This is a genomic window from Bradyrhizobium erythrophlei, from assembly GCF_900142985.1.
Taxonomy (GTDB): domain Bacteria; phylum Pseudomonadota; class Alphaproteobacteria; order Rhizobiales; family Xanthobacteraceae; genus Bradyrhizobium; species Bradyrhizobium erythrophlei_B.
The window spans coordinates 3922501-3948751 of record NZ_LT670849.1 but is presented as its reverse complement, the minus strand read 5'-3'; the positions used below and the strand labels follow the sequence as shown (position 1 = coordinate 3948751).

Below are 26251 nucleotides of genomic sequence, written 5' to 3'. Positions count from 1 at the left end.
TCGTCGGCATGTTTATTTGCCAGTATCAGTCTTGTACGCTGCCTTCGCGACGTTGCGCTGGCCTGACAACTCCGCGAACGTCCGCTGCTTGTCCAGCCACGCGCGATAGTCCTTCTCGTCGTCAACGACGACCTTGCTCCGCATCTGCGAATGCGCGGCGCCGCAAAGTTCGGCGCAGAGAACCTCGAATGTTCCGGTGCGGGTGGGCGTGAACCAGAAATATGTGACCGAGCCCGGTATCATATCCATCTTCGCGCGGAACTCCGGCACATAGAAATCATGCAGGACATCAATCGAGCGGAGCAACACCTTCACCGGTTTCCCGACCAAAAGGTGCAAGTCGTCGCCTTGAATGACGACATCGTCTTTCCCGTTCGGATCGTTGGGATTCAATCCCAAAGGATTGTCGGAGCTAACATCGCGCGCGTCGGAGGTGCCGAGCCGGCCATCCTTTCCGGGAAGCCGATAACTCCACATCCATTGCTGTCCCACGACCTCGACCTCGGTTGCACCGGCCGGAACTGTGACGAACTGGTGCCAGACGACCAGCCCGGGCGCCAACATGGCTGCGACACCGATTGCAGTCCCGATGGTGAGCCACCATTCGAGCTTCTTGTTTTCGGGCTCGTAGGCTGCCCGCGTTCCGTTCTTGTGACGAAAGCGGAAGACACAATAGGCCATGAACGTGACGATTGCCGTGAAAACGGCCCCGGTGATCCAGAAGGTCAGGGTGATCGTGTCGTCGATGTATTGCCAGTTTGAGGCAAGCGGTGTCCACCACCAGGGGCTGAAGAGGTGAAACAGCACCGAGGCGATCGCTACCAGGAGCAGTGCGAATGCTACAGCCATCTCTCGCCATCCTTGCCGCTAAAGGCCGAGGATACGAAGGGCGGAGCACACATCTGTCGCGATGGCTGACTTGCACTCGTCAGCGTCGTGGCTGTTGCCTCGCCCATCCAGACGGTCGCGACGTCAAGGCTCAACGGATGTACGTTACGACCGCTGACCTCATCGGAGTTGGGCGTTGCGAATGTGGTCCCCTTCGAGGTTGGCGTCAATAGAAGAGGCCTGCTCGCTGGCGGGCACGGGCCGGCGCCGATGGTTTAGTGATGCAATGCAACAAGCAACCTGTGCAGACGCACAATTCATCCAACGGGGCGTGCTATCTTGCTTCAATCGCGCTAAGCTCATTGCACCGGTCGCGACAGGTGTCGTCCGGCAAAGCTCCTTTCGCTGAACCGGGGCCGGACTCAGTCGCGATTTTCGCGCATGAGGCAGATTGCGCGCGACTCGAAGGCGCGCTCTCCCCTGCGACCACGAGCAAGGAGACCGGGCCATGGCCACACAGTATTTCGCGAGGCCGAAACTGCAATTCTTCGGCGTCTCTACCACATATGTCGTTCGCAAAATTGGCCTCTCCGACCTGAGGGACGCGCTGCGCCTGGGTTGGGAAGACTTTCAGGCCATTCCGACGCACGCCGTTGTCCTCTGCGTGATCTATCCAGTTATCGGACTGGTCTTGTTCAGACTTGTCCTTGGCTATTCGGTGCTGCCGCTGCTATTTCCGCTGGCCGCCGGCTTCACCCTGATTGGTCCCTTCGCCGGGCTCGGCCTCTACGAACTCAGCCGCCGCCGCGAACGCGGCGAGGAAGCCGCGGCGTGGCACGTAACGGATGTGCTGCGTGCACCGTCTTTCGGTGCCATTCTCGAACTTGGCGCCCTTCTGCTCGTTCTGTTCGGGATCTGGATCGCCGCCGCGGACGCGATCTATGTCGCAACCTTCGGCAATGCTCCGGCCGCAAGCATCCCTGATTTTGCGAAGCGCGTGTTGACGACTCCGGAAGGCTGGTCGCTCATTATCGTCGGATGCGGCGTCGGCTTCCTGTTCGCCGTGGTGGCCCTGTGCGTCAGTGTTGTGTCGTTTCCGTTGATGCTTGACCGGCATGCGTCTGCGATCGACGCAGTCCGGACGTCGCTGCAGGCCGTAAAGGAGAATGCATTTGTGATGGCCGTATGGGGATTGATTGTCGCAGTATTGCTGGCCGTGGGTTCGCTGCCATTCTTCGTCGGTCTCGCCGTCGTTCTGCCGGTGCTCGGCCATGCCACCTGGCATCTTTATAGGAAGGTGGTGGAGCCCGACCCGAATCCCCCGCAAGAAGAGCCTTCCCCGCCGATCGGTCACCGCTACGCGGCAGATTTCCCGGCCTCACTCTTCCCGTGGAGCCGCGAACGCTAGCCAGGGCATCAACGAACGGTCGCACGGTCACTGTGTCCGGTGGAACCGGCGACCGCATCGTTTGCCATCTGTGCAGTCACGAATTCGCCGTCCGGATCGCGTCAAGGCATCCGGACGGCGGACACAGCCAGTCGGGCCCCGAGAATCCGCAACGATGATCTTCAGGTTATGAGCCTGACGAGTTCCGGGCTGCTCCACACACGATAGAGCCGAGCGTTGAAGCTCACGTCCGGTTCTGGATTCCCGCAAGCAATATGTCGACCATATGCTTGGCTGCCCTGGTGCCGTCCGGTCCGGGATTGACGTTGGTCACGCCGGCCAGCGCACGCAGCAGGTCGAGCGGGTCGATATCCAGACGAATGTCGCCGCTCGCGACCGCGCGATCGATCAGCTTGGCGATGGCTCGCCTCAATTGATCCGCGGAAGTCGAATACAGCTCCGACGTACCGTTGACGAGGGAATTGAGCGCCTCGGACATCCCACGCTTGGTGACCATGTAGTCCACGAACAGCACCAGCCATTCCCGCAAGGCCGCGACAGGAGCCTGCGTCTCCGTCAGCGTTGTGGCAGCGTCGACGAGTTGGGCCATCTCGTTGCGGTAGACCGCCTCGATCAGCGCGTCGCGGGTAGGAAAATGGCGGTAGAGCGTGCCTGCACCGACGCCCGCGGTACGCGCGATCTCATCGAGACTGGCGCCTGCCCCTTTTTCGGCGAAGGCGGCCTTGGCGGTCTCGAGCAAGCGGACGCGGTTTCGCTCCGCGTCGGCCCGTGGCTTGCGGCCAGCAGGGAGCTTTCCTTGATCCGCCACGCTCAAAATACCCCTTGCTAAACGGAGAGTGTCTCCATATTTAAACGGAGGCGCTCTCCTTTTACGTCAAATTAGGTTGGCAGACAATGGTTTGCCGCGAGGGGAGTGGCGTGTCCAAAAACAACCCTGAGGAGTTTGTCATGACTAATGGCTTCGGCGCGACCTCCACCACCGATGACGTGCTGACGGGTATCGATCTCCACGGAAAACGCGTGCTTGTCACCGGCGTATCGGCCGGACTCGGTGTGGAGACGGCGCGCGCGCTGGCGGCGCGCGGGGCCCATGTCGTCGGCACGGCGCGCGATCTCGCAAAAGCCAAACGAGCAACCAGCGGAATCGCCGCAGAAGCAAAGAATGGCGGCCTTGAGCTCGTGGAGCTGGACCTCGCCTCGCTCGCAAGCGTGCGTGCCTGCGCCGACGCGCTCCTCGCCAAAGGGCTGCCTTTCGATGCGATCATCGCCAATGCCGGCGTGATGAGAACACCCTTCGGGCACACGTCGGATGGCTTCGAGACGCAGTTCGGCACCAACCATCTCGGCCATTTCGTATTCGTGAACCGCATCGCGTCGCTGATCGCCGCCGGCGGGCGGCTCGTGAACGTCGCCTCTTCCGGTCATCGTTATGCCGACGTCGACCTCGACGATCCCAATTTCGAGCGCACGCCATATGACCCCATGATCGCTTATGGCCGCTCCAAGACCGCGAACATCCTGTTTGCGGTGGAGTTCGACCGGCGGCACAAGGCCCACGGTGTGCGGGCGACAGCGGTGCATCCGGGCGGCATCAAGACCGAACTCGACCGTCATATGGCGCCCGGCGAGCTTGAAAATCTCGTGGCGCAGATCAATGCCCAGTTGGCCTCCGACGGCCAGCCGCCGTTCCAGTTCAAGACGATCCCGCAAGGCGCTGCGACGTCGGTGTGGGCCGGCTTTGTGGCGCCAGCCGCCGACGTCGGCGGGCGTTATTGCGAGAATTGCCAGGTGTCGAAAATTGCCGAAGGACCGATCAGCCCGGTGAGCCCCGGCGTCAGACCCTATGCGCTCGATCCAGAGCGCGCCAAAGCGCTCTGGGCCAAGAGCGAAGAGATGGTGGGCGAGCGCTTCTGACTCCGGTTGGCCGCAGAGAAGAAAAAAGACGCGCTTCCAAACAATGAAAAAGCCCGCCAGAGCAGGCTGTGTGGAAACGAGAGGCTGCGGTGATCCGGGGCCTCTTTTTTAATTTTTAGGGTCAGGCGAGCCTAATCTTGAGGCTTTGCGAGCCGATGAGATTGATGACCCGCATGATGTTGTAGACAAGAACGCTGAGGGCGGCTTCAGTCTTGACGTTGGTAAGGCCTCGGGTGAGGAACCTGCCGCCAGCCGTCATCCGCTTGATGGTTCCGAACGGGTGTTCAGCCGCGCATCGCCGCTGCCGCATGAGGTGTGGATCGGCTTCGACGCGGGCATTCATGCGTTGAAGCGCGTCCTCGTAAAGGTGTCTTTGAACGAAGCGGCGCTCGACGCGGGTGCATCTCGGCTTGAGCGCGCAACCCGAACAATCGTCGGCGATATACAAGACGCTCTGCTTTCTGGTGAGGATTTGCTTGCGCACCAGTGTTCGGCCCGCCGGACAACGAAAACTGTCGGTTTGCGGCTCATAGATGAAGGCCGTGCGGTCGAAGAAGTCGCCTTGATTGTTGACGGCCCGGTTCGCTGGCACACAAGGCGTGATGCCATCGTTCTCGCAGGCTGCCGCGTCTGCTCCGTTCGAATAGCCAGCGTCCGCCACCACCGTGAGCGTATCGGCCGCCACCGCATCCTTCGTCGCCTTGGCCATCGGATGGAGCAGCCGGTTGTCGGTGGGTTCGGTTGTAACCTCATGGTGGACGATCAGCCCCGTCGCAGCATCGACCGCCGTCTGGACATTGTAGGAAGGAGGCTTGGAGCCTGCCCCTTTACCCATCGGCCGCGCATCGAGCTCACCTTCTACAAGACTAGTCCGATCTTCCGCCTTAAGTCGCGCCGCCAGAGCATCAAGGTCGGTGCGGCGTGCCCTGAGAGCCTGGAGAGCCGCAGCCGTTTGTTCCGCATCGCTATCGGCCCGCTCGCCCGCATCGATGCTGTCGAGGTTGGCAAGATAAGCCGCGATCTGTTGATCGATCCGGCCGGCCTCTTCGGCGACCTTGCGTTCGCCCATAATCCGCTTGGCGCTCGCCACCGCCCGGAACTTCGAACCGTCGAGGGCCACCAGACGGGCCGCAAATAGTCCCTGCTCGCGGCAGAACAGCACGAAGGCCCGGCATGCCCCTACGATCCCGGCTGCATTGTCCCGCCGAAAGTCCGCAATTGTTTTGAAGTCGGGGGCAAGCCGCCCCAACAGCCACATCAGTTCGACATTGCGCCGGCACTCGCGTTCCAGCTTGCGGCTCGAACGAACCTCGTTGAGGTACCCGTAGATATAGAGCTTCAGAAGATCGCGCGGGTCATAGCCAGGCCGCCCGGTCGCCGCCGGTGTCGCTCGAACCAAGCCGAGCCCGAACATATCGAGACCTTCAACAAAGGCATCGATTACCCGCACCGCCGCATCAGCGGCAACGTAATCATCGATCCGTGCCGGCAAAAAACTCGCCTGGTTACGGTCCCCACCTCGAATGTAGCGCATGAAAAAGGCCGCATCATTAATGATGCGGCCTCTCTATCTGATTTGCCCCAGTTCTCACACAGCCTGAGAGGGCGGGCTTTTTCATCATCGCTTCTACGACCGCTTTGCGACAAGAGCGGTCGTTCCATGAATATTATGCGAAGATGCACGGCATTGGACTGCAGCGCGAGGTCGCCGCGAGCTTGATCCATTGCAAGACAACGGGACAATGCCCGCGGCGACTGCGTAAGCCAGAGGCCCGCCGCCTGGAAGCGGCGGGTCTGTGTCTTGCTTGTCAGTGCGCCCGTCCTGAGACCGCCCGGGCTTCGCCCATCTGCCGTCCAGCAGCTTGGGTAAGTGGCGTAGCCTTCTTCGTGCGCGCGTCACGAAGTATGCTTACTGTGCCATCCCAAAGCTCGATCCGGGCCCTGATGCTGTTGCACGCGGCGTGCAGCGCACGCTCGTCCTTCTCCGGCGAGTCCGCAACCAATCCCTCGAGAAGCTCCCGCCCCATTGGCCCGTGACTGTCACCATCGAGTTCGATGTGCCGCTCGATGTAGTAGACGAAATGGCGCAAGGGATCGTTGGTTTTCCGCGCACCGGGGAGAACCTTTCGTAGCCTGCTGAACATCTCCGGGATGATGTCCTCGCGGCCATAGAAGAACGCCGCCAACACTTCTTCCGTCGATCCCGTTTGGGCCAGCATCATCGTATGCATGACAAAGGTCCGCACGTGCGGTGGCACTTCCGTCTGCACCATAGCCGCTTCGATCGAAGCACCGGCCCGCGCCTGTGAACGGAACGTGTCGAATTGGCGTGTGCTGGCGCCGACGTCCTCCATGGCGCGGAGGTATAAATCGAGGTGGCTGACATAAGAGCCGTCCGGATCGACATCGGTTTCCTCACCGATGACGATGTCGTTGATCAGGCGCGCAGCTTTTGCGTTTCCTGCGGGGAACCACGGCACGTTTGTACACGTCAAGTCTCGCTGCAACCGCTTCAGGAGCGACATGAAATCCCAAACGGCGAAGACATGATCTTGCATGAACCGTCTCAGATCCTCGACGGAATCGACTTCCATGTAAACGGGATGATCCAGCAACTGTGAGCGAAGATTGGAGAGGCAGTAACGGTCCAGTTTCTGCATATTGACCTCAATTTCAGCATGTTTGACCTTAGCTCGTGGGTGAAAGTGTGAGCCCGGCTTCGGCGACCTAATTCGTTTGATTGGTGCTGCAAGTGCTAGTGCGCGTCCATACCCGTCAAAGGGCGTCGCAGGCATACGACACACAAATTCCGAAGATCAGACTCATCAATGAGACGCAGAATTGTCGCGACCACACGAGCTGCATCTCTGCGCGTTACAGATCGCCGCGGCGTCCCAAAGAACACGCTGCACTCAACACGCGGCTAAAGAATAATTTAGACGAGTTCCTATCGTCTCGATCATGCTGTCCTGTTTTCCATTTTCTTTCATGGCATCAACCGCAATACGCGGCTTGCTGTTTTCATCGGTGCTGCGGATAGAGGGTACACAGTGTCCGCTCGCCCCGAAATAATTTGATAAGACGTGATCTCTGCTGTCCTCATTTTGGCCCACGAACCTTCGAGACTCTGCTGACCTCGGCGGAGGAGCAGGCAGCTTCCCGTTTGAGAAAAGCGCGGTCGCGAACCCTACATTCCGTGTGGCGCCCACCGTTCTTATCGGCAGTCACAAACCGAGTGTTGTTTGAGAAGTGGAGACTCCCATGATCCCTGCTCCACCACATTTGGATTTCGAGACGTGGAAAGATCAGATCCGAAAGATGGGCGGCCGGTTCGACCCGCAGGTAATCGACCCCAAGGCGTTTGCCGGTTGGGTTCGCCCCATTAGTGCCTACGGACTCATTGCGGCCGAGGTCGGCTCCAATGCTCGTGTGGTCGAGCGCACGCAGCGGCCCGTTCGCCTCGATGGCGCAGATCACTATGTCGTGCTCTTTCAACTCGCAGGCCGTTCAGTAATGACCCACAATGAGGAAGCCGTGTGCTTCGGCGTTGGCGATGTCGTGCTCGTGGATGTGGGTCGGCCAGCTACGTTTTTTGCCGGCAACGCGGGCGAGCCCTGGAATACCATGGCTCTTCTTTTGCCGCGCCAGGCCCTGGTATCGCATCTCGGATTCGAACCGCAGGGTGGGCTCCACCGGCGCAACGGAACGGTTATCGGCCGCCTTCTCCTTGATTTGATCCGCAATGCCGGAGAGGGAGAAGGAACCCCCTCGCGTACTGAATGCTACGTGCGGCTAGCGGTCCATGATCTTGTAGGCGCCCTTTTTGCACCGAGTGATCCGGCGCCAGGGCGTCACTCGGACAAGCTGTTCGTGCGCGTCCGTGGCGTCATCAAGGACGGCTTTGTCGATCCGGATCTCGATCCTTCCGAGGTGGCGACACGAGCGGGGATTTCATTGCGTTATCTCCAGAAACTATTTACGGAGCGCGGCTCGACGTGCAGTGAATTCATCTACTCATTCCGTCTGGATTACGCCGCACATCTTCTACAGCGCCAATCCGCTCTTGGCGCAAGTCAGGCGCTCAGCGAGATTGCGTATGCATCCGGTTTTCGCGATTACAGCCATTTCGCGAGAAGGTTTCGTAAGCGTTTCGGCCGCGCACCAGGCGCGCATTTTGCAGGCGAAAGTTGCGACCGCGAGGTTGCTTCGGCTAATTCACGATCATGACGCCAAAGTTTTCGCATGACGGTCAAGGAACTCGAGTCTGCCCTGGTGAAGCGGTTACGGCGTCGACCGCCGAGCCCCGATAGCCTGATCGAGCCCCGCAGCCGTCGTGAGGGTGGCCTGCCATGGAAAGACCTTCTCCAGCAGCACCCGATGCGTTTCCTCGTCGCGATCAGAGCAGCAATCGCCGACGACCAGCAGTCTGTAGTCCGCATCGGCGGCATGGCGCAGCGTCGAGAGCACGACGCCGCTGGTCATGATCCCTGTCAGGATCAGGGTCTCGATGCCGTTGGCGCGCAGTATCAGGTCGAGATCGGTCCCGGCGAAAGCGCTCACCCGATGCTTGGTGACGACGATTTCCTCGGCCAGCGGCGCGACAGCCGGATGGATCTTCGCGCTTTCGGCGCCCGCGGCGAATGCGCCCGAGGCCTTGAGTCCATTGAACGTCGCATTTCGGTCGCTGATTTCCGGGTAGCCCGGGCGGAAGCCGACGACCACATAGATCACCCGCATTCCGGCTGTGCGCGCCGCGGCGATCAGTCTCGCCGTCCGATTGAGCAGCGCCTTCGCGTCGGCGGCATAATTATCGACGATCAGCGTCTGGAAATCCATGACGAGCAGTGCGCTCGTCCGGCGATCGACCGAAAGATCATCTGCCATAGCTGGTCCTGTTCCTATCGTTCGCTATTGCCCGTGGCTGACCAACACGTCTCGGCACGCGTGAGATAGCTTTGCGCGGTTTTCCTTGAGGCAGCTCAGAATGATTAAATCGTTTTGATCCATGAGCTTGCGACAGAACCGCTGCACATCGGGCGTGCAAGCCTTCTCCTCCTGGTCCGTCCCGCTATGCGCAAGGACGACGGTCGAAGCCGGCACGGACAACAGGATGAATGCCAAATAGAATCTATGCATGTGTGGGTCTCCTACAGGCTTCAGACAACTCAGCGACCCTGTCCCGCTTGTCACCAGCAGAATCTGCCATCTCGCATAAACCATACCGTATCGTTTTATCTCTGGCAAGCTGACGGGCTTTCTTCGTGAGAGGATTCGAGAGTCAGTGTTGAACGGCGGTCGGTGTCAGACGTTACTGCGGTTCATTGCGAGCCGGATTGCTACTGACGTCCGCGAACGCAAGCTTTTGGTCCCACCACCCTCCTCCCATGGCCACCAAGAGCTGGACCGTGTCCTGGTAGCGCTGTGCCTCGGCGCGAACGTAGCCGAGCTGCGCCTGTTGATATTGCCGCTGCGCATCGAGCAGACCAATGATGCCTGAACCGCCACTGCCGTAATTGATGCGTTGCAGACGTACGGCCTCCGAGGCCATCGACAGCGCGCGCCTTTGCGCAACGAGGAGATCCGTATCATGCTTCAGTGCCTGCAGGATGTCCGCGACCTGCCCAAAGGCTTGCAGTACCGTCTGTTGGTAATCCGCCGCGGATTCCTTAAAGGCCGCAAGCGCCGCGCGGCGCTCGGCCTCTCGCATGCCACCGTCGAAGATCGGTTGGGCAAGTCCCGCAGCGACGCTCCATACGAGACCGCCTGGACTGAACAGTTCACCTCCATTCAACGAAGAGGCGCTGATACCGGCTGAAAGCGTTATTGAGGGATAGAGTTGCGCCGTAGCGATTCCGATCTGTGCACTTGCGGCATGAAGCTGCGCTTCAGCCGCCTGAATATCAGGCCGCTGATGGACAAGCTGCGACGGGATGCTGACGGGTAGACGATGCGGTAGTGCGAAGGCCGCCAAATCAAAATCCGGTGGCGACCAGTTGCCCGGCGCACGGCCGATGAGAACAGCGAGCGCGTGCTTGGCCAAGCTGAGCTGCTGTTCAAGTCCCGGCTTCAATGTCTCGTCTGACGCGAGCTGGCTTTCGGCAACAATCACATCGCTGTCGGGTACAGTTCCCGTTTGGCGCTGCTTGCGCACGAGCTCTACATTTTGACGATCGATGGCAAGAATGTCGTTCAGAGCCTTCAATTGAGAGTGGGCCGCAGCAAGCTGAAGCGCCCGCGAAGCCGTGTTGCCCGTGAGAGCCAAATATGCCGCATCGAGTTGGTCGCTCTGATATTCGGCGAGCGCGACCTGCTGCTCGATTCGGCGGTGCGTCTGACCAAATAGATCGGGCGTATAGCTGGCTGTTGGACCGACTTGAAACAAATTGAAGCTCGGTGGCAACGGAGCAACCTCGGGCGTCAATCCGAACGTGGCGGCGCTTTGTTTTTGTTCTGATGCACCGGCGTTAAGCCCTACCTGGGGATAGAGCGCGCTCGCGGCAACTGTGACCGCCTCTCGCGCCTGTTCCAGTTTTGCTCTGACGCTTTCGAACGTGTAGTTGCCTGCGATAGCCTGCTTCACCAATACATCGAGCTGCGGCGATCGGAAGAGCGCCCACCAATTGGCCGTTACCTTCTCACCAAGTGCGATCGCCTGCCTCGGCACCTCCTTTGTGGCATCAGGACCAGGCGCTGTCGTCTCGCCAGGTGAGGTATAGCGCATGACCGATGGAGGCTTTGGCGCCTCAAAATCCGGCCCGACGGTACAACCAGCGACTGCCGTGCCAAGCACGGCCACGGCGATCCGCACGCCCGAACGCGAACCATTGCGAAGTAGTACCCGAAATAACGTGGCCGACATCGTCATTCCATAACGTGCATGGAATCGGCGGCAGCGCTGGGCGGCGGCTTCCTGAAGATGACGAGAAGCGGGATCGCGGCGAGTGTTGCGATCATGAGCAGTTTGTAATCATCCATGTAAGCAATGATCTGGGCCTGTTGGGTAACCACTGCATCGAGTGCGGCACGTCCAGCGGCGCCGACCGGGTCCCAGAACTGGGTGATCGTGAGGTCCTCGAACGCCCGATTGACCGATGTCACGCTCCGCGCGATTTCGGCGTGGTTCACCTGCGTATTTCTCGTCAGCAGGCTGTTCACCACGGAAATGCCGATGCTGGAGCCGATATTGCGCGACAGACTGTAAAGCCCGGCGCCCTCCGCCCGGCGCTCCGGCGCGAGTGTCGATAACGTCACCACGCTCAACGGCACGAAGATAAAGCCGAGGCCAACACCCTGGACTATGCCGATGACGACAATCGTCATTTGCGACACGTCAGGCGTCCAGCCGGTCATCACATAGAATGACCAAGCCGTGAGCCCGAGCCCCAAGGCCAGAAGAAATCGTGTGTCGACGCGTCCGATCAGCCTTCCAACAATCAGCATAGAGGCCATGGTGCCAACGCCACGAGGTCCCAGTACAAGGCCCGCGCTGATGATCGGATAGTTCATGAGATTCTGCAGATAAGGAGGCTGCAGCGCCAGAGAGGCATAGTATGTGAGACCGACAATCGCGATGAACAGAGTTCCGGCTGTAAAGTTGGGGTCACGGAACAAAGAGAGCCTTACAAAGGGCTCGTGCGCGGTGAAGGTATGGACGAGAAACAAGTAGAACGCCGAGACAGCTATGATCGCCTCGGCGACTATCTCACCGGAACCGAACCAATCCAGCTCTTCGCCGCGGTCCAGTAAAACCTGCATGGCGGCGATCGCGAGGCTCAAGGTGCCAAACCCAAGCCAGTCCAGCTTTGCTGTTGCGTTCCGCGCCGTATCGGACAGAAAAGTCATCATCCCGAAGAAGGCAAGGATGCCCACAGGCACATTGATGTAGAAGACATAGCGCCAACTGAAGGCTTGGGTCAGCCAGCCGCCGAGCACCGGCCCAAGAACCGGACCGGCCATCACCGCAACCCCCCATAACGCCATCGCGGACCCTTGTCGCTCTTTTGGATTGATGTTCATCAGTACAGTTTGTGAAAGCGGGACGAGCGCCGCGCCGAACACGCCTTGCAGAACCCGGAACAGCACGATCTGCACCAGAGACTGCGCCATGCCGCACAGGACCGAGGAAACGGTGAAGCCGGCGATCGAAACCAGGAAAAGACGCTTCAGCCCGAAGCGGCTTGTGAGGTAACCGGTTGGCGGCGTCATGATCGCGGCCGCAACGATGTATGAGGTTAATACCCAGGCGATCTCGTCCTGACTCGCCGAAACACTGCCCTGCATATAGGGAAGCGCAACATTGGCGATGGTCGTGTCGAGCGCCTGCATGAGGGTGGCGAGGATCACGCAGATGGTGATCGCCACCCTGGTGCGTTTGGGCAGATCAGTCGCCGCCGACATCATCGTGCCTGCCGACTAAGACCGAACATTGCAGTCAGGAAATGCGGCAAGCCACGGCTATGCCCGGTATCGACGTCAACCTCGACGCTCATTCCGGGGCGTAACGGCGGCAAGCTCTTGCCATTTGTATCGATCCGCACCCGCACCGGAACACGCTGTACGACCTTTACCCAGTTGCCGCTGGTGTTCTGTGCAGGCAGAAGTGAGAATTCTTGCGCGGCCGCAGGACTGACGCTCTCGACGCTCCCGCTCCATTGCAGGTCGGGATAGGTATCCACCGTCACCGACGCCGATTGTCCCGGCCGAACATATGTCAACTCGGTCTCTTTGGGATTTGCGACGACCCAGACATGATCCGCGGCGACAAGATAGAAAGCCGTTACCGATGCCTGGAGGTATTTGCCGGGCGCAATCGCCGGAACGTTCGTCACGATGCCGGCGAAAGGCGCCTTGACAACAGTGTGCGCAAGTTGCCGCGCGGCTTCGTCGCGCTGCGCTACGGCGTCGAGGTAGCGAGGCTTCTTCTCCACCGCGCCGGTGGGATCGTCGTCAAGATTGGCGGCAATGGCCCCAAGTTGCTGGGTCAGGGAAGCGAACTTCTGCTGCGCATTCTGCTGGTTTCGACGAGCAGTATCGAAGGTCGCTTGCGACGCGACGTGCGAGGCCAGCAGATCCTGCTGACGGTGAAATTCGGTGTCGTAATATTCGATATCGTTCTGGGCCTGTTGAATTTGAGACTGCATGTCGCGGTAATTTGCCTTGAGGGCATTCAAGGAATTTCGGACCGTACCGATCTGTGCCTCGGCACGAGCCAAGGCGAGCCGCAGCTGGAGATCATCGAGCCGATAGAGGATTTGACCAGCCTGGACATGCTGATTCTCCGTGACATCGACTTCCGCGACAATTCCGGGCACATCGGTTGAGACGCCGACCTTGTCGGCTTCGACATACGCGTCGTCCATCGAAACGACCTGGCCGCCGGTGGTGTACCAGTACGCACCGGTAATGAGCGCCAACGGCAATAGCGCAAACATCAATGGCCGGAGCAGAGGCTTTTTCGGTGCGTCCAAAGTGTCGGGGCCCGGATCGAGAGGTGGCCCCACATCCTTCACCTCCGCTTCACGGCTACCCGGTTTCAAGACCTTGACGTCCGGTGCCGCAGCCTGGCCAAATGGCGAAGCATCTTTCGCGGCGTCCGCAAGGCGACCGAGCCGACGCACCATGTCATCGCGAACGCCAGCTCCGCCCTGCGGAGAACTCGTCGCTTCATTCAGCTTGTTTTCTCGATTAGCCATGGCTTGCTCATTTTTGTCCTGCAAGCGGCGCGGCGCATGCCTGGGTCAGGTTCTCTTTCAACGCCTGCAAGGTTTTCAGGAGATGCTGTCTGTCCTCTTCGGACACACCGACCAATGCTTCCCTGCGCGTGACATCGTCGTATTCACGCGCTCGTTCCAGTCTGCCGCGCGCGACCGGCGTAAGATGGAGAAACCATCCGCGGCGGTCCGTTGGATGCGAGTCTCGTTTGATCAGCCTCAGCGCCTCCAGCCTGACGACGATGCGGCCAAGTGTGATCGGTTCGATTTCGATAAGCTCAGCGAGTCTCGCTTGATTGATGCCCTGGTTTTCCGCGAGGTAGGCCAGAACCTGCCATTGCGATCGGGTGAGACCACGGGAATTTTGCTCGAACCTCTTCTTCAGCAGACGGGCTACGTCGTGCAGCAAGAAGGTGAACGCCGGCGGATCCAAGTCCATCAAAAGAAACTTTCATCGATAGGCTTCCAGTCCACTTTGCGAGCCACGATCGAAAGCCTTCGCAAAACGCCGGTCTGTACTATTTACTAAACCAAACTGTATCGTTTATTTAGACCCACTTCGGCGCATTGGCAAGCGAAAGTTTGAGATGATGAAAGATCCAGGCCCGATGCCGTGAAGGAGTTCGAGCCGCGCACGTTTTCTCCGGCAGCAACGCTGGAGAGCAAGGAAGTGATTTTTGCCTATTCCGATATGGACCTAAGCTATGTCCATGGTCGGTCAGACCCGAAGGGGGCGAGCCTGAACGGCGCCGTGGAGTTTGCTGCCGCACGCCCTCTCAGCATTCGGGTTCAAGTCGATTCCGAGCGGGCGAGCGCCCGATCTCTGGTCGATGACCGTCGCGCGCAATCCCGAAAATAGCTTTGCAATATCGTCGGCGTCGCAGCTCATCATTTGCTGCGAATCCCATTCAGGAAGAAATCGACGGCGGCTTTTCGATGCCGTTCCTCGGTCTCTGGATCGGTTGCGATGCCATAAAGCGCGAGGCGCTTGGAATGCCCGAGCACAAGATTGAGGAACATGTGAGCCGCAAGCTCGGGGTCGTGCACTTTGATCTCGCCGCGGGCGGCGGACTGGCGCATTATACTTGAAACTCCTCGCACCGCACGCAGCCATCCTTCCTCATTTGCAAGTTTTGCCAACTCCGGAAATTGGACGGCTTGCGCCGAAAGGATCCGCTGACACGCGCCAGCCTCCGGCGCCAACGTGTACGCAATCATATGGCGGCTAAGCTCATGCAGGGTAGTCTTGATGCTTTTAGGCTTTGCCTCGGTGGCCTGAGCCTCAGCCGCCGCCGACAAGGGAGCCAGCCAGTCTCGAATCCTTTTGCGCAGTACAGCGGCAAACAGATCCCGCTTGTCGTCGTAACGCGCATAGACGGTCGGCTTGCTGATGCCTGCCGCTTCCGCAACCGCATCGATGGATGTGCCGTCGAAGCCTCGCTCCATGAACAGCCGCGTTGCGACGTCGAGTAACCGCGCGTCACGTGCCTCAGCCTCTTCCCGGGTGGGACGGCCGCCGACACGCCGCTCCAGAACTTTAGTTCCCGTCCTGCTCAACCAAAAATCCTCCTTGTCAGGTCGCCGAAGATGAATTATGTAAACGATACAGTTTGGTTTTGTAAGACGCCATAGCGTTCAACCTACCGGTAAAGCGTCGAAAGGTATCCGCAGTATCGCGACAGAGAAGCTGGATCGCCGCATGACCTCTTTGATTGAAACTTATCAGGGCATTTTTGCGGGGACAAGAATCGCGACCGTCGGGTTGGCGATGGAAACGGCCGGCCTGGGATGCCCCAATTTGCTGGGCCTGGACGTCGTAGAGCGGCCTGCCCGCGGGATAGTCCCGAATCCCGGGCAGGCCGCTCGCGGCCTGCGACCGTGGGACATGAAGCGCTCGAGGGAGCGCATTCGGACGAGATCTTGACCATGCCCAATCGGTCAATTTCCGACCGAACCCCACTCTACGCGGCGGTCATTCTTGCTGTGGGCCTCGGTATCGTGGTTTCGGCCCTCGCCCTCCTCGCCCTCATCTTCTTTTTTTGATGGACGATATGATTGGACGTCCGGGAGCCGGCCGCCGCCCAATCCGCGGCAAAAAGCTTCGGACCCCTTCTGCTGATCATGCGAGAAGCCATTGGCCGCTGTGAATATCGAATTTTACAGCACCTTCATCTCGCATCTTCAGCAGGAGGGATTGGCAAGCTTCCTGGTTCGCAACATTGGCGCGTCGCATGACCTCATGAACCTTGAGCGGCTTTTCGCGCAGAGCGCTCAGAATCTTCGCTCGATCATTCAGCATGCTTTTTCCTTAGCGATCACCGGACTCGGCGCCTTACTGACAATACGAGAGCTCATCTTCCGTGACGACACGCTCTATCTTGTCAGATTTAATGCGGTATCTAAGACGTCCGTCCGACTCGACCGGCATGCATTGGACGATGGTGTAAATTTTGGGCGTTTCGACCTGTACCCGTCCCTGCGGCCCCTGACCGCGATGAAGCACTTCATCGTTTAGCTGGTAAGCGTGTGACATTCTGGGTCCCTCTTTGGAGCGTTCTACTACGAAACGAATGACGGTAGTCGAAAACCCGGTGTCCACCGGAAAGCGCCCAAATGAGGCCCGCGAACTCGCAGTAAAACATGCGTCGCGACTCGATGGCGATTCCCGAAAGGAAAAGAGCCGCTCCGGAGAGCGGCTCTTTCAAATAAAGCTGATAAAACAGCATTTTATTTGGTTGCGGGGATAGGATTTGAACCTATGACCTTCAGGTTATGAGCCTGACGAGCTACCGGGCTGCTCCACCCCGCGATAAACTTTTGCTTTGCCTTTTAGAAAAGCCGAAACGGGTAGGTTAACGCCAGAGGCGCCGCTTCCGTCCAGAGGCTTCCTGAGAAGGCAACCCACGGCCGCTGAGGCCTTGAGGTCGCGGGCGGTATGTACCAACGACCGCCTGCTTTGGAAAGGGCCGCGAGGTCACTTTTGAGGATTTTGTGACAGCAAAATTGGCGAAAAACCTGCCCTTTTTCGCCGAACCGGCCGAAACCAGCGCGCCCGGCCGGATTTCCGTCAGGGCCCTCGCTCAGGCCTGACGGGAACCCATCGTTACCGCCGGGCATCGTCCCGGCTCAGGTCAGCAGAAAACCGCCATCCACGGTGACCACGCTGCCGGTCATGTAGCGCGAGGCGGAAGACGCCAGCAGCATGATCGCGCCGTCGAGATCGGATTCGCTGCCGACACGCCGCTGCGGAATCCGCTTGGTCAGCTTTTCGCCGCCCGGCGTCGACCAGAAATGGTGGTTGATCTCGGTATCGATATAGCCGGGCGCGATCGCATTGACGCGGATGCGGTTGCCCGCAAGTTCGAGCGCCATCGCCTTCGTTGCCTGCACGATGCCGGCCTTGGAGATGGTGTAGGGGGAGAGGAATTTCATCACGCCGAATCCAAGCACGGAAGCGACGTTGACGATGTTGCCTTCCTGCTTGCGCGAGATCATCCGCCGCGCCATTTCGGTCGCCACGAAGTAGGCGCCCTTGAGATTGGCGCCGATCACCGCATCCCAGTCCGCTTCGGTCTGCTCGACCGCCGGCTTCTCGATCGCGATCCCGGCATTGTTGATCAGCACGGTGACGGGACCGAGCGCGGCCTCCGCGGCATCGATGGCGCTGACGATCGAGGCACCGTCGGTGACGTCCATCGCGACCGCGGCGGCGCGGCCGCCTTTGGCTTTGATCTCTTCTTCCAGCCCCTTCAGCTTGGCGGTCTGCCGCGCGGCCAGTGCGACGGCCGCACCATGGGCGGAAAGCACGCGCGCGAACTGCCGGCCTAATCCCTGCGAAGCGCCGGTGATGAGGATGGTTTCTTTACTGACGTCGAATAGACCGGACATGACGAACTCCGAAAGCGTCACTCAAGCTCCGATTGATATAGACGATTTTCACGACCGCAAACCGAATTCGTTCACCAAGGTTCGCCACCATCGCGCAAGACTAGTGGAGTGGATCTGACATTCGCTCCCCACCTAGCCGCAAGTTCGGAAAGCGAATGTCAGATCCTAAACTCCACTAGAGACCTATATTTGCTAGTGGTCCTTTGATTCTAACATTCGCAAAGTGACTGCTGAGAAGGGATGCGAATGTTAGAATCGGACCACTAGGAGCGGTGTCCATGAACAGCTTTGATGTTGTGGTTTGTGCGGCAACGATCGCCGCGATGATCATGGGCTTCAACGCCGGGCTGCTGCGCAGCGCGGTGACGATACTGGCCTACCTGATTGCGATGCCGATCGCGGTCTGGCTCACCTCGCAGGTTACGCGCGATACCAGCAGCCTGGCGCTGGTGCAAAATCCGTTGCCGTTCTTCGGAACGTTCCTGATCGCAGGCATCGTGCTCGGAAAACTCATGCGCATGGCGATCGACGAGACCATCGGAACCGAATCCGGAATTGCCGATCGCCTCGCGGGCAGCGCGCTTGGTGCAGTCCGCGTCGGCCTCGTCGCCATCTCGGTGGTGGTCGTCTTCGATCAGCTCATCCCCCCAGACCGCCAACCGCCCTATCTCGCCGGTTCCCGGCTTCGGCCGCTGTTTTCCGCCGCCGGCCAGATGGGGCTCAAATCCCTGCCGCCGGACATTGCGGCCTATGTCGACCGCCTGAAAAGGGATCGGCGGATTTAAACTCGCCTCCGTCTCTGCTATGCGTTTGGCGTGGGCTCCCTGATCAGGGCGGCCTCGACAAAATCATTTGGACTTACGGGAGTGAAACAGTGGATTTAGGCATCAAGGGCCGTCGCGCCATCGTCTGCGCATCGAGCAAGGGATTGGGACGCGCCTGCGCGATGGCGCTTGCCGGCGAAGGCGTGCATGTGACGCTGACGGCGCGCGGCGCCGAAGCGCTGAAGAAGACCGCCGATGAAATCCGCAACGCCAATCCGGGCGTGACCGTCACCGAGGTTGCCGGCGATATCACCGCGCCCGAGGGCCGCGCGGCCGCGCTGAAAGCCTGCCCCGAACCGGACATCCTGATCAACAATGCCGGCGGCCCGCCGCCCGGCGACTTCCGCAACTGGACCCGCGACGACTGGATCAAGGCGATCGACGCCAACATGCTGACGCCGATCGAGCTGATCAAGGCGACGGTGGACGGCATGATGGCGCGCAAGTTCGGCCGCATCGTCAACATCACCTCGGCTGCGGTGAAGGCGCCGATCGAGGTGCTGGGCCTGTCCAACGGCGCGCGCGCCGGCCTCACCGGATTCGTCGCAGGCATCGCCCGCAAGACCGTGATCAACAACGTCACCATCAATGCGCTGTTGCCGGGCCCCTTCAACACCGACCGGCTGCGCGGCGCCGTCGCCAAGGCCGAAGCCGAAAAGCGGGGGACCACGGTCGAGGCCATGCTGGCCGAACGCGCCAAGCTCAATCCGGCCGGCCGCTTCGGCGAACCGGACGAATTCGGCCTCGCATGCGCATTTCTCTGCGCGGCGAAATCCGGCTTCATCACCGGACAGAACATCCTGCTCGACGGCGGCGCCTTCCCCGGCACGCTTTAAGGCGCCAGCCGGATGCACTGGCGGATCGGCAACGTCAAGATCACCAAGGTCGTCGAACTGGAAACGGTCGGCCATACGCGGTTCATTTTGCCCTTGGTCGGCCGCGACGAAATCCGCGCACTACCGTGGCTGATCCCGCACTTCGCGACAGAAGAGGGCCAGCTGAAGATGTCGATCCATTCGCTGGTGATCCAGACGCCGACGCGGAGGATCGTGGTCGACACCGGCCTCGGCAACGACAAGCAGGACCGCACCATTCCCACCTGGAACAACCGGCAGGGGAATTTCCTCGGCGATCTAGCCAAAGCCGGCTTTCCGCCTGACAGCATCGACACCGTGCTGTGCACGCATCTGCATGTCGATCATGTCGGCTGGAATACGAGGCTCGTCGCCGGCCGCTGGGTGCCGACCTTCGTCAACGCGCGCTATCTGTTCGCCGACATTGAATACGCCTACTGGCGCAACCACTCGACGGCGCCGGACAAGGCGGCGATCTTCCGCGATTCCGTGGCGCCGATCGTCGAGGCCGGCAAGGCCGACCTGGTCGCGGGCGACGCCCGGATCTGCGAGGAGATCACCCTGATCCCGACGCCCGGCCACAGCCCCGGCCATCTCAGCCTGCACATCCGCTCGGCTGGCGAAGAGGGCTGCCTTACCGGCGACGTCGCCCACCACCCTTGCCAGATGGCCCATCTCGATTGGTCCTCGACCGCCGATTCCGATCCCCGCCAGTCGACCCAGACCCGGCGGGAGCTGTTTTCGCGCTTTGCCGACCGCGAGGTGCTGGTCATCGGCGGTCATTTCGACGCCGGCCACGTCAAGCGCGACGGGGATGCCTTCAAATTCATCGCGGCGGCCTAGTGGTCGCCGCCGAAGGCGATGGGCAGCCCTGCTCCGCCCCCTTAGGCAGTTGAATTTGGCGGCTCCCTGTTCCATGAAGCGTGCCAAGCGTACAAAGCCATCTAAGGGAGTGATGAGACATGAAGCTTCTTCGCTATGGGGAAAAGGGTAAGGAAAAGCCCGGCCTGCTCGACAAATCGGGCCAGATCCGGGACCTGTCGGCGCATATTCCGGACCTCGCCGGAGACGCGCTTTCGCCGTCGTCGCTGGCCAAGATCGCTGCGCTCGACCCTGCTTCACTTCCTGCCGTCAGCGGCAAGCCGCGCATCGGAGCCGCGGTCGGCGGCTCGCCGAAATTCCTCGCCATCGGGCTGAATTACACCGATCACGCGAACGAGGTTGGCCTCGCGATCCCGACCGAGCCCATCGTTTTCATGAAGGCCAACAGCAGCCTGTGCGGCCCCAACGACGCGGTCGAAAAGCCGCGCGGTTCGACCAAGCTCGATTGGGAAGTCGAGATCGCGATCATCATCGGCAGTCGCGCCAAATACATCTCCGAAGCCGACGCGCTTAATCACGTCGCCGGCTACAGCGTCTGCAACGACGTGTCCGAGCGCTTCTTCCAGATCGAGCGCCTGGGACAATGGACCAAGGGCAAGTCGCACGACACCTTTGGCCCGCTTGGCCCATGGATGGTCACCAAGGACGAAATCGCCGACGTGCAGAAACTGCCGATGTGGTGCGACGTCAACGGCAAGCGCTGCCAGACCGGATCGACCGCGACCATGATCTTCGGCGTCAAGAAGATCGTGTCATACCTGTCGGAGATCATGACGCTGATGCCGGGCGACGTCATCGCCACCGGCACTCCGCCCGGCGTCGGCATGGGCATGAAGCCGCCGAAGTTCCTCAATGTCGGCGACGTCGTCACGCTCGGCATCGAAGGACTTGGCGAACAGCGCCAGGAAATCGTCGCGGCGTAAGCTGACGGCCGCAACCCTTTCCGTCATGGCCGGGCTTGACCCGGCCATCCACGCGTTTCTTTCTTGCGGCCAAGACGTGGATGCCCGGGTCAAGCCCGGGCATGACGACGGAAAGACCTCTCAAGGGATTTCAAATGAAACTCACCTTCTCGGCAGCCTCTCCCTTCGCCCGCAAGGTTCGCATCGCCGCGATCGAACTTGGCCTGATCGACAAAATCGAACTGGTGCCGACCTCGGTGGCGCCGGCCACGGCCAATGACGAATATTCGAAGATTACGCCGCTGAAGAAACTGCCGGTGCTGATCCTCGGGGACGGCAGCGTGATCCTCGATTCCTACGTCATCGTCGAATATCTCGATGAACTCGCCGGCGGCGGCAAGTTGATCCCGGCGAGCGGACCGGATCGATGGAAGGTCAAGAGCGACCACTCCATGCTGCAAGGCATGCTCGATTCCATGCTGCTCTGCCGCTACGAACGGATGGTGCGGCCGAAGGGCTTGCAGTGGCAGGGCTGGTCCGACGATCACTGGAACCGGGCCTGGACAGGCATGGCGCGCTTCAACAACAAACCAGACGTGCTGTCGCGGCCGCTCGATATCGTGCAGATCTCGCTCGCCTGCGTGCTCGGCTACGCCGATTTCCGTTATCCCGACTGCGGCTGGCGCAAGGCCTATCCAAATCTCGACGCCTTCCATAAGCGGATGCTGGAGCGGCCTTCGATCAAAATCTCCCTGCCACCCAAAGCGTAACCGCGAGGAGAGCCGCCATGAGCCTGAAATTCAACGCCGGCGATCTCAGCATTCATCGCATCATCGAGCAGGAAACCACGTTCTTTCCCGCGCTCGAGCTGTTTCCGACGCTTTCGCCCGATTTGCTGGCCGAGAACCGGGACTGGATGCGCAAGTCGAACGCAATCGACGCCGGGGATGTCCTGATCCTCTGTTTCCAATCCTATGTCGTGCGCACGCCGCACCACACCATCCTGATCGACAGCTGCATCGGCAACGACAAGCAGCGGCCGGCGCGTCCGAAATGGCACCAGAAGACCGACGACACCTATATGCGCGGACTGAACGCCGCCGGTCTTGCGGTCGAGGACATCGATTTCGTGATGTGTACGCATCTGCATGTCGATCACGTCGGCTGGAATACCAGGCTTGAGGGTGGACGCTGGGTGCCGACCTTCCCGAAGGCGCGCTATATCTTCGGCAAGGCCGAGTATGACTACTGGACCGAGCAAAACGCCAAGGCCGAAGTACCGCCCTTTGCCGACAGCGTGCTGCCGGTGGTCGAGGCCAAGCGCGCCGACATGGTGGGCCATGACTTTGCCATCGGCGATCACCTGCGCATCCTGCCGACGCCGGGTCACACGCCGGGCCACATCGCCTTTGCGATGGGCAAGGCAAAGGACGATGCGGTCTTTGTCGGCGACATCATGCACTCGCCGATCCAGTTGCAGCATCCGGAATTGTCGCCGCGCTTCGACGTCGACCCGGTTCAGGCTGCGGTGACGCGGAAGAACTTCCTGGAGCGCTATTGCGACACCGATACGCTGTGCTGCACGGCGCACTTCCCCTCGCCCTCGACCGGCAAGATCCGCCGCAAGGGCGGCGGATTCAGCTGCGAGGCGGTCTAATCGAACAGGCTCGGGGTGTGGTTGACGGCCGCGCCTTCGATCGCGAGCATTTTCAATTTCGTGTCGACGCCGCCCCGGGCCGAAAATCCGCCGGGCTTCTTGCCTGCGGCCAGCACGCGATGGCACGGCACCACGATCGGACAAGGGTTGCGCCCGAGCGCCTGGCCGACATCGCGCGATAATTCGACCCCACCGAGACGCTTGGCGATATCGCCATAGGTCATGGTCTGGCCCGGCGGTATGGTTCGGGCGATATCGTAGACACCGCGGTTGAACTCCGGCACGCCATCGAGATCGAGCGCGATGTCCATCAGGTCGTCGCGCTCGCCGGCAAGCAATTTGACGATGCGGTCGATCGCGCGTTGCACTTCTGCGGTTGGCGCAGCTTCACCGATGTCGCCACGGCGCTGGCGGATGCGGGCGCGGGTTTTCTCGTCGCTGCCCATCGGCAGTTGCAGTCCGTTGATACCGCGAGGACCCCACTCGATCCCGCAGATACCGATTGCCGTATCGAACAGGGCATAATGCTGGTCAGTCATGGCTCACTCCAAAATGTAGGCCCGTTTAGCTCTTGGGCCAAAATCTAGGCTTGGAGATTGTTGCGATCCACCCGGTTTCTGCGTCGCAATAGCCGCCCATTCAGCGCTGGCAAGCCCGCCGTCAGATGATATCCTCACCTCAAGGAACAATATGGGCTTGATCCCAACGAAGCGCGAGAGGAACCGCCATGAAACTCATACAGCAGCAGATTGACGACTTTCACCGCGAAGGCTGGCTGTTTTTGCCGGAACTGTTCACGCCGGAAGAAGTCGCTTTGCTCGCGCGCGAGGCGGTCAACATTTACGACGCCAACCGGCCGGAGGTGTGGCGCGAGAAGAGCGGCGCGCCGCGCACCGCGTTTGCAGCCCATCTCTATAACGAAGCGTTCCGGCTGCTCGGCGCGCATCCGCGCATGATCGACCCGATCGAACAGCTGTTCGGCGAGAAGGTCTACATGCATCAGTTCAAGATCAACGCCAAGGCGGCCTTCACCGGCGACGTCTGGCAATGGCATCAGGACTATGGCACCTGGAAGCGCGACGACGGCATGCCTGAGCCGCGCGCGATGAATATCGCGATCTTCCTCGACGAGGTGCTGCCGATCAACGGGCCGTTGATGCTGGTGCCGCGCAGCCAGAATGCCGGCGACCTCAAGGCCGCGCATGACCTGCAAACGACCTCTTATCCGCTGTGGACGCTGGACGAGGAAACCGTGACGCGGCTGGTCAAGGAAGGCGGCATCGTCGCGCCGACCGGAAAAGGCGGCAGCATGCTGATGTTCCACGGCAACCTGGTGCACGGCTCGGCCGGCAACATCACGCCCTACCCGCGCAAGATCGTTTACCTGACGCTCAATGCCGTCTCGAATTACATTCGCAACCCCACGCGGCCGGACTATATCGCGCACCGCGATTTCACACCGATCAAGACGGTGGCCGACGATTCGCTCATCCGCCTCGCCCGCGCGCCGCGGCAGGCGGCGGAGTAGCGAAGAAGATAGGCCGGGTTTGACCCGGCCATCCACGTCTTTCGTGCAATGTGGCCAGACGTGGATGCCCGGCACAAGGCCGGGCATGACGGACAGAAAGGGTTTCACTTCACACCATGAACCTCTCCTCCCTCCTCGCCGCCCGACATGCCGTCGGCAAGCCCGTGCGAGTCGCGCTGATCGGCGCCGGCAAGTTCGGTTCGATGTTTCTTTCGCAAGTACCGCACGTGCCGGGCCTCGAAGTGCCCGTGATCGTCGATCTCGATCCGGAACGTGCGCGCGAGGCGTGCCGCACGGTCGGCTGGGACAGGGACCGGATCGCCGCGACGGCGTTCACCGCCGATGGCGCCAAGGCGATCGCGGGCAATATCGAGGTGGTGGTGGAGGCGACCGGCAATCCGGCTGTCGGAATCAAACATGCGCGCGAGGCGATCAGGAACGGCAAGCATGTCGTGATGGTCAATGTCGAAGCCGATGCGCTCGCCGGCCCCCTGCTGGCGGAAGAAGCGCGAAGTGCGGGCGTGGTCTACTCGCTCGCTTACGGCGATCAGCCGGCGCTCACGGCCGAAATGGTCGACTGGGCGCGCGCCACGGGCTTTCGCGTGGTTGCCGCCGGCAAGGGCACCAAATATCTGCCGGCCTATCACGACGTGACGCCGGATGGCGTGTGGCAGCACTATGGCCTCACGGCCGGCGAGGCGCAGTCGGCCGGCATGAATCCGCAGATGTTCAATTCGTTTCTCGATGGCACCAAATCCGCGATCGAAATGGCGGCGATTGCCAATGCGACCGGGCTCGACGTGCCGTCAGACGGCCTTTTGTTTCCGCCCTGCGGCGTCGACGATCTGCCGCATGTGATGCGGCCGCGCGGACATGGCGGCGTGCTGGAAAAATCCGGCGTGGTCGAAGTGGTGTCATCGCTCGAGCGCGACGGCCGGGGGGTGTTTCGGGACCTGCGCTGGGGCGTCTATGTGGTGCTGGAAGCGCCGAACGACTATGCCGCGGACTGTTTCAGGCAATATGGCCTGAAGACCGACGCCAGCGGGCGCTATGCGGCGATGTACAAGCCGTATCATCTGATCGGACTGGAACTGAATATCTCGATCCTGTCGGCGGCGTTGCGCCAGGAGCCGACCGGGCAGCCGCAAGGTTTTCGCGGCGACGTCGCCGCTGTCGCAAAACGGGCCTTACGCGCCGGCGAAATGCTCGACGGCGAGGGCGGCTACACGGTGTGGGGCAAATTGATGCCGGCTCAAACGAGCCTTGCGGCCCGTGCACTGCCGATCGGGCTTGCCCATCACCTCAAGTTGAAGCGAGACGTGGCCCATGGCGCCGTCGTGAGTTGGGACGATGTCGAGTTCGACGCCAGTAACGACACCATCAAGACGCGCCGGGCGATGGAAGAACGGTTTGGCGGCAGACGGTAATTTCGTTGTCCCGGGCAAGCGAGCCAACGGGTCGCGCGAATGCGCGCCCGATGACAGGCTCCGCGAGCGCCGACCCGGGACCCATAACCACAGGCAGATATTACCACAGGCAGATATTATTCGCATGACCGACGGATCACGCGGTATGGGTCCCGGCTCGCGCTTTCGCTTGGCCGGAACGACGCATATTCAGTTCTGGTCGTCGCCCATGATGGCGGCGAGCTTGTCGTAATTCTTCACGACGAGATCGATGTTGCCCTTGTTCTCGATCGTCTGATCGGGCGCCTTCGCTGCCTGATTGAGGTCGTCGAGGGCTTCCTTCTTGTCCTTGGCGGACATCTTCTTGTCGGCCTGCACTTCCGCAATCTGCGCCTTGATGACGGCTGCATTGCCGACATACTTCTTGCTGGTCGCATCGATGCCGCTCAT

Annotated in this window: 26 protein-coding genes and 1 tRNA gene (1 of these 27 cut by a window edge); 13 read left to right on the top strand and 14 right to left on the bottom strand. The window is 60.5% G+C overall.

Going from position 1 to position 26251, the window contains the following annotated elements; genetic code table 11:
* Positions 1-12: 12 nt before the first annotated feature.
* Positions 13-849 (bottom strand): cytochrome c oxidase subunit II, encoded by an 837-nt coding sequence (locus BUA38_RS18410; RefSeq protein ID WP_072819938.1) that lies wholly within the window; start codon positions 847-849, stop codon positions 13-15.
* A gap of 487 nt (positions 850-1336) precedes the next feature.
* Between BUA38_RS18410 and BUA38_RS18405 the strand changes: the two genes are divergently transcribed.
* Positions 1337-2236, top strand: a complete 900-nt coding sequence (locus tag BUA38_RS18405; protein WP_072819936.1) for a DUF2189 domain-containing protein — start codon at positions 1337-1339, stop codon at positions 2234-2236.
* Positions 2237-2459: 223 nt separating this feature from the next.
* Here the strand turns inward: BUA38_RS18405 and BUA38_RS18400 are convergent, their stop codons facing one another.
* A complete protein-coding gene (locus BUA38_RS18400; protein WP_072819934.1) occupies positions 2460-3044 on the bottom strand; it encodes a TetR/AcrR family transcriptional regulator in 585 nt (194 codons plus the stop codon).
* A 140-nt stretch (positions 3045-3184) separates the two neighbouring features.
* On the opposite strand from BUA38_RS18400, the gene BUA38_RS18395 reads away from it, so the two are divergent.
* A complete protein-coding gene (locus BUA38_RS18395; RefSeq protein WP_072819932.1) occupies positions 3185-4150 on the top strand; it encodes an SDR family NAD(P)-dependent oxidoreductase in 966 nt (321 codons plus the stop codon).
* Positions 4151-4271: 121 nt separating this feature from the next.
* On the opposite strand, the gene BUA38_RS18390 is transcribed toward BUA38_RS18395, so the two are convergent.
* Positions 4272-5684, bottom strand: coding sequence for an IS1182 family transposase (locus BUA38_RS18390; protein WP_072816060.1), 1413 nt, complete (start codon positions 5682-5684; stop codon positions 4272-4274).
* Positions 5685-5958: 274 nt separating this feature from the next.
* Positions 5959-6810 carry a DUF3050 domain-containing protein gene (locus tag BUA38_RS18385; RefSeq protein ID WP_072819930.1) on the bottom strand — a complete coding sequence of 284 codons (852 nt, stop codon included), beginning with the start codon at positions 6808-6810 and terminating at the stop codon, positions 5959-5961.
* A gap of 601 nt (positions 6811-7411) precedes the next feature.
* Here BUA38_RS18385 and BUA38_RS18380 point away from each other — a divergent pair.
* The gene (locus BUA38_RS18380) at positions 7412-8377 is read left to right on the top strand and encodes a helix-turn-helix domain-containing protein (protein ID WP_083587638.1); all 966 of its coding nucleotides are present in this window, start codon (positions 7412-7414) and stop codon (positions 8375-8377) included.
* A 54-nt stretch (positions 8378-8431) separates the two neighbouring features.
* Here BUA38_RS18380 and BUA38_RS18375 read toward each other — a convergent pair whose 3' ends face one another.
* The 5 genes from BUA38_RS18375 to BUA38_RS18350 all read right to left on the bottom strand — a co-directional run bounded on the left by BUA38_RS18375 (position 8432) and on the right by BUA38_RS18350 (position 14299).
* The gene (locus BUA38_RS18375) at positions 8432-9034 is read right to left on the bottom strand and encodes an isochorismatase family cysteine hydrolase (RefSeq protein WP_072819926.1); all 603 of its coding nucleotides are present in this window, start codon (positions 9032-9034) and stop codon (positions 8432-8434) included.
* A 424-nt stretch (positions 9035-9458) separates the two neighbouring features.
* Complete coding sequence (locus BUA38_RS18365; RefSeq protein WP_072826220.1) at positions 9459-11009, bottom strand: efflux transporter outer membrane subunit; 1551 nt, start codon at positions 11007-11009, stop codon at positions 9459-9461.
* Positions 11010-11011: 2 nt separating this feature from the next.
* Complete coding sequence (locus BUA38_RS18360) at positions 11012-12550, bottom strand: DHA2 family efflux MFS transporter permease subunit (protein ID WP_156898572.1); 1539 nt, start codon at positions 12548-12550, stop codon at positions 11012-11014.
* Positions 12547-13842: an HlyD family secretion protein gene (locus BUA38_RS18355; RefSeq protein WP_244552987.1), complete on the bottom strand. Its 1296-nt coding sequence runs from the start codon at positions 13840-13842 to the stop codon at positions 12547-12549. The genes BUA38_RS18360 and BUA38_RS18355 overlap by 4 nt, the downstream gene beginning before the upstream one ends.
* 7 nt (positions 13843-13849) lie before the next feature.
* Positions 13850-14299, bottom strand: coding sequence for a MarR family winged helix-turn-helix transcriptional regulator (locus BUA38_RS18350; RefSeq protein WP_072819920.1), 450 nt, complete (start codon positions 14297-14299; stop codon positions 13850-13852).
* A gap of 174 nt (positions 14300-14473) precedes the next feature.
* On the opposite strand from BUA38_RS18350, the gene BUA38_RS36780 reads away from it, so the two are divergent.
* Complete coding sequence (locus BUA38_RS36780; RefSeq protein WP_156898571.1) at positions 14474-14719, top strand: hypothetical protein; 246 nt, start codon at positions 14474-14476, stop codon at positions 14717-14719.
* 29 nt (positions 14720-14748) lie between these two features.
* Here the strand turns inward: BUA38_RS36780 and BUA38_RS18345 are convergent, their stop codons facing one another.
* The gene (locus BUA38_RS18345) at positions 14749-15417 is read right to left on the bottom strand and encodes a TetR/AcrR family transcriptional regulator (protein WP_072819918.1); all 669 of its coding nucleotides are present in this window, start codon (positions 15415-15417) and stop codon (positions 14749-14751) included.
* 577 nt (positions 15418-15994) lie between these two features.
* Here BUA38_RS18345 and BUA38_RS37550 point away from each other — a divergent pair.
* Positions 15995-16375, top strand: a complete 381-nt coding sequence (locus tag BUA38_RS37550) for a hypothetical protein (protein ID WP_172806044.1) — start codon at positions 15995-15997, stop codon at positions 16373-16375.
* Between the two features lie 217 nt (positions 16376-16592).
* Here BUA38_RS37550 and BUA38_RS18325 read toward each other — a convergent pair.
* Together BUA38_RS18325 and BUA38_RS18320 are read right to left on the bottom strand one after the other, a co-directional pair.
* Positions 16593-16669 (bottom strand) — tRNA-Met (locus BUA38_RS18325).
* 317 nt (positions 16670-16986) lie between these two features.
* Positions 16987-17748 carry an SDR family oxidoreductase gene (locus BUA38_RS18320; protein WP_072826217.1) on the bottom strand — a complete coding sequence of 254 codons (762 nt, stop codon included), beginning with the start codon at positions 17746-17748 and terminating at the stop codon, positions 16987-16989.
* A 278-nt stretch (positions 17749-18026) separates the two neighbouring features.
* Here BUA38_RS18320 and BUA38_RS18315 point away from each other — a divergent pair, with 278 nt between their 5' ends.
* From BUA38_RS18315 to BUA38_RS18290, 6 genes are all read left to right on the top strand, one after another.
* Positions 18027-18533, top strand: coding sequence for a CvpA family protein (locus BUA38_RS18315; RefSeq protein WP_072819912.1), 507 nt, complete (start codon positions 18027-18029; stop codon positions 18531-18533).
* Between the two features lie 89 nt (positions 18534-18622).
* The gene (locus BUA38_RS18310) at positions 18623-19408 is read left to right on the top strand and encodes an SDR family oxidoreductase (RefSeq protein WP_072819910.1); all 786 of its coding nucleotides are present in this window, start codon (positions 18623-18625) and stop codon (positions 19406-19408) included.
* A gap of 12 nt (positions 19409-19420) precedes the next feature.
* Positions 19421-20269 carry an MBL fold metallo-hydrolase gene (locus BUA38_RS18305; RefSeq protein ID WP_072819908.1) on the top strand — a complete coding sequence of 283 codons (849 nt, stop codon included), beginning with the start codon at positions 19421-19423 and terminating at the stop codon, positions 20267-20269.
* Positions 20270-20388: 119 nt separating this feature from the next.
* Positions 20389-21231 (top strand): fumarylacetoacetate hydrolase family protein, encoded by an 843-nt coding sequence (locus tag BUA38_RS18300; RefSeq protein ID WP_072819906.1) that lies wholly within the window; start codon positions 20389-20391, stop codon positions 21229-21231.
* Between the two features lie 134 nt (positions 21232-21365).
* Positions 21366-21980, top strand: coding sequence for a glutathione S-transferase family protein (locus BUA38_RS18295; protein ID WP_072819904.1), 615 nt, complete (start codon positions 21366-21368; stop codon positions 21978-21980).
* Positions 21981-21997: 17 nt separating this feature from the next.
* Positions 21998-22867 carry an MBL fold metallo-hydrolase gene (locus BUA38_RS18290; protein ID WP_072819902.1) on the top strand — a complete coding sequence of 290 codons (870 nt, stop codon included), beginning with the start codon at positions 21998-22000 and terminating at the stop codon, positions 22865-22867.
* On the opposite strand, the gene BUA38_RS18285 is transcribed toward BUA38_RS18290, so the two are convergent.
* The gene (locus BUA38_RS18285) at positions 22864-23406 is read right to left on the bottom strand and encodes a methylated-DNA--[protein]-cysteine S-methyltransferase (RefSeq protein ID WP_072819900.1); all 543 of its coding nucleotides are present in this window, start codon (positions 23404-23406) and stop codon (positions 22864-22866) included. The genes BUA38_RS18290 and BUA38_RS18285 overlap by 4 nt on opposite strands.
* 188 nt (positions 23407-23594) lie before the next feature.
* Here BUA38_RS18285 and BUA38_RS18280 point away from each other — a divergent pair, with 188 nt between their 5' ends.
* Together BUA38_RS18280 and BUA38_RS18275 are read left to right on the top strand one after the other, a co-directional pair.
* Complete coding sequence (locus tag BUA38_RS18280; protein WP_072819898.1) at positions 23595-24395, top strand: phytanoyl-CoA dioxygenase family protein; 801 nt, start codon at positions 23595-23597, stop codon at positions 24393-24395.
* 116 nt (positions 24396-24511) lie between these two features.
* Positions 24512-25822 carry an NAD(P)H-dependent oxidoreductase gene (locus tag BUA38_RS18275; RefSeq protein ID WP_072819896.1) on the top strand — a complete coding sequence of 437 codons (1311 nt, stop codon included), beginning with the start codon at positions 24512-24514 and terminating at the stop codon, positions 25820-25822.
* Between the two features lie 189 nt (positions 25823-26011).
* Here BUA38_RS18275 and BUA38_RS18270 read toward each other — a convergent pair whose 3' ends face one another.
* Positions 26012-26251: the 3' portion of a hypothetical protein gene (locus BUA38_RS18270; protein WP_072819894.1), read on the bottom strand. Its footprint extends 357 nt past the window's final position; the window shows 240 of its 597 coding nt (coding positions 358-597); the start codon falls outside the window, past its right edge; its stop codon occupies positions 26012-26014.

Coding starts and splice junctions, on each gene's coding strand:
- BUA38_RS18355 (WP_244552987.1), bottom strand. CDS start 13,842: ATGGCTAATCGAGAAAACAAGCTGAATGAAGCGACGAGTTCTCCGCAG.
- BUA38_RS18285 (WP_072819900.1), bottom strand. CDS start 23,406: ATGACTGACCAGCATTATGCCCTGTTCGATACGGCAATCGGTATCTGC.
- BUA38_RS18315 (WP_072819912.1), top strand. CDS start 18,027: ATGAACAGCTTTGATGTTGTGGTTTGTGCGGCAACGATCGCCGCGATG.
- BUA38_RS18275 (WP_072819896.1), top strand. CDS start 24,512: ATGAACCTCTCCTCCCTCCTCGCCGCCCGACATGCCGTCGGCAAGCCC.
- BUA38_RS18280 (WP_072819898.1), top strand. CDS start 23,595: ATGAAACTCATACAGCAGCAGATTGACGACTTTCACCGCGAAGGCTGG.
- BUA38_RS18390 (WP_072816060.1), bottom strand. CDS start 5,684: ATGCGCTACATTCGAGGTGGGGACCGTAACCAGGCGAGTTTTTTGCCG.
- BUA38_RS18290 (WP_072819902.1), top strand. CDS start 21,998: ATGAGCCTGAAATTCAACGCCGGCGATCTCAGCATTCATCGCATCATC.
- BUA38_RS18405 (WP_072819936.1), top strand. CDS start 1,337: ATGGCCACACAGTATTTCGCGAGGCCGAAACTGCAATTCTTCGGCGTC.
- BUA38_RS18360 (WP_156898572.1), bottom strand. CDS start 12,550: ATGATGTCGGCGGCGACTGATCTGCCCAAACGCACCAGGGTGGCGATC.
- BUA38_RS18395 (WP_072819932.1), top strand. CDS start 3,185: ATGACTAATGGCTTCGGCGCGACCTCCACCACCGATGACGTGCTGACG.
- BUA38_RS18350 (WP_072819920.1), bottom strand. CDS start 14,299: ATGGACTTGGATCCGCCGGCGTTCACCTTCTTGCTGCACGACGTAGCC.
- BUA38_RS18410 (WP_072819938.1), bottom strand. CDS start 849: ATGGCTGTAGCATTCGCACTGCTCCTGGTAGCGATCGCCTCGGTGCTG.
- BUA38_RS18305 (WP_072819908.1), top strand. CDS start 19,421: ATGCACTGGCGGATCGGCAACGTCAAGATCACCAAGGTCGTCGAACTG.
- BUA38_RS18375 (WP_072819926.1), bottom strand. CDS start 9,034: ATGGCAGATGATCTTTCGGTCGATCGCCGGACGAGCGCACTGCTCGTC.
- BUA38_RS18300 (WP_072819906.1), top strand. CDS start 20,389: ATGAAGCTTCTTCGCTATGGGGAAAAGGGTAAGGAAAAGCCCGGCCTG.
- BUA38_RS18380 (WP_083587638.1), top strand. CDS start 7,412: ATGATCCCTGCTCCACCACATTTGGATTTCGAGACGTGGAAAGATCAG.
- BUA38_RS18365 (WP_072826220.1), bottom strand. CDS start 11,009: ATGTCGGCCACGTTATTTCGGGTACTACTTCGCAATGGTTCGCGTTCG.
- BUA38_RS18295 (WP_072819904.1), top strand. CDS start 21,366: ATGAAACTCACCTTCTCGGCAGCCTCTCCCTTCGCCCGCAAGGTTCGC.
- BUA38_RS18320 (WP_072826217.1), bottom strand. CDS start 17,748: ATGTCCGGTCTATTCGACGTCAGTAAAGAAACCATCCTCATCACCGGC.
- BUA38_RS18385 (WP_072819930.1), bottom strand. CDS start 6,810: ATGCAGAAACTGGACCGTTACTGCCTCTCCAATCTTCGCTCACAGTTG.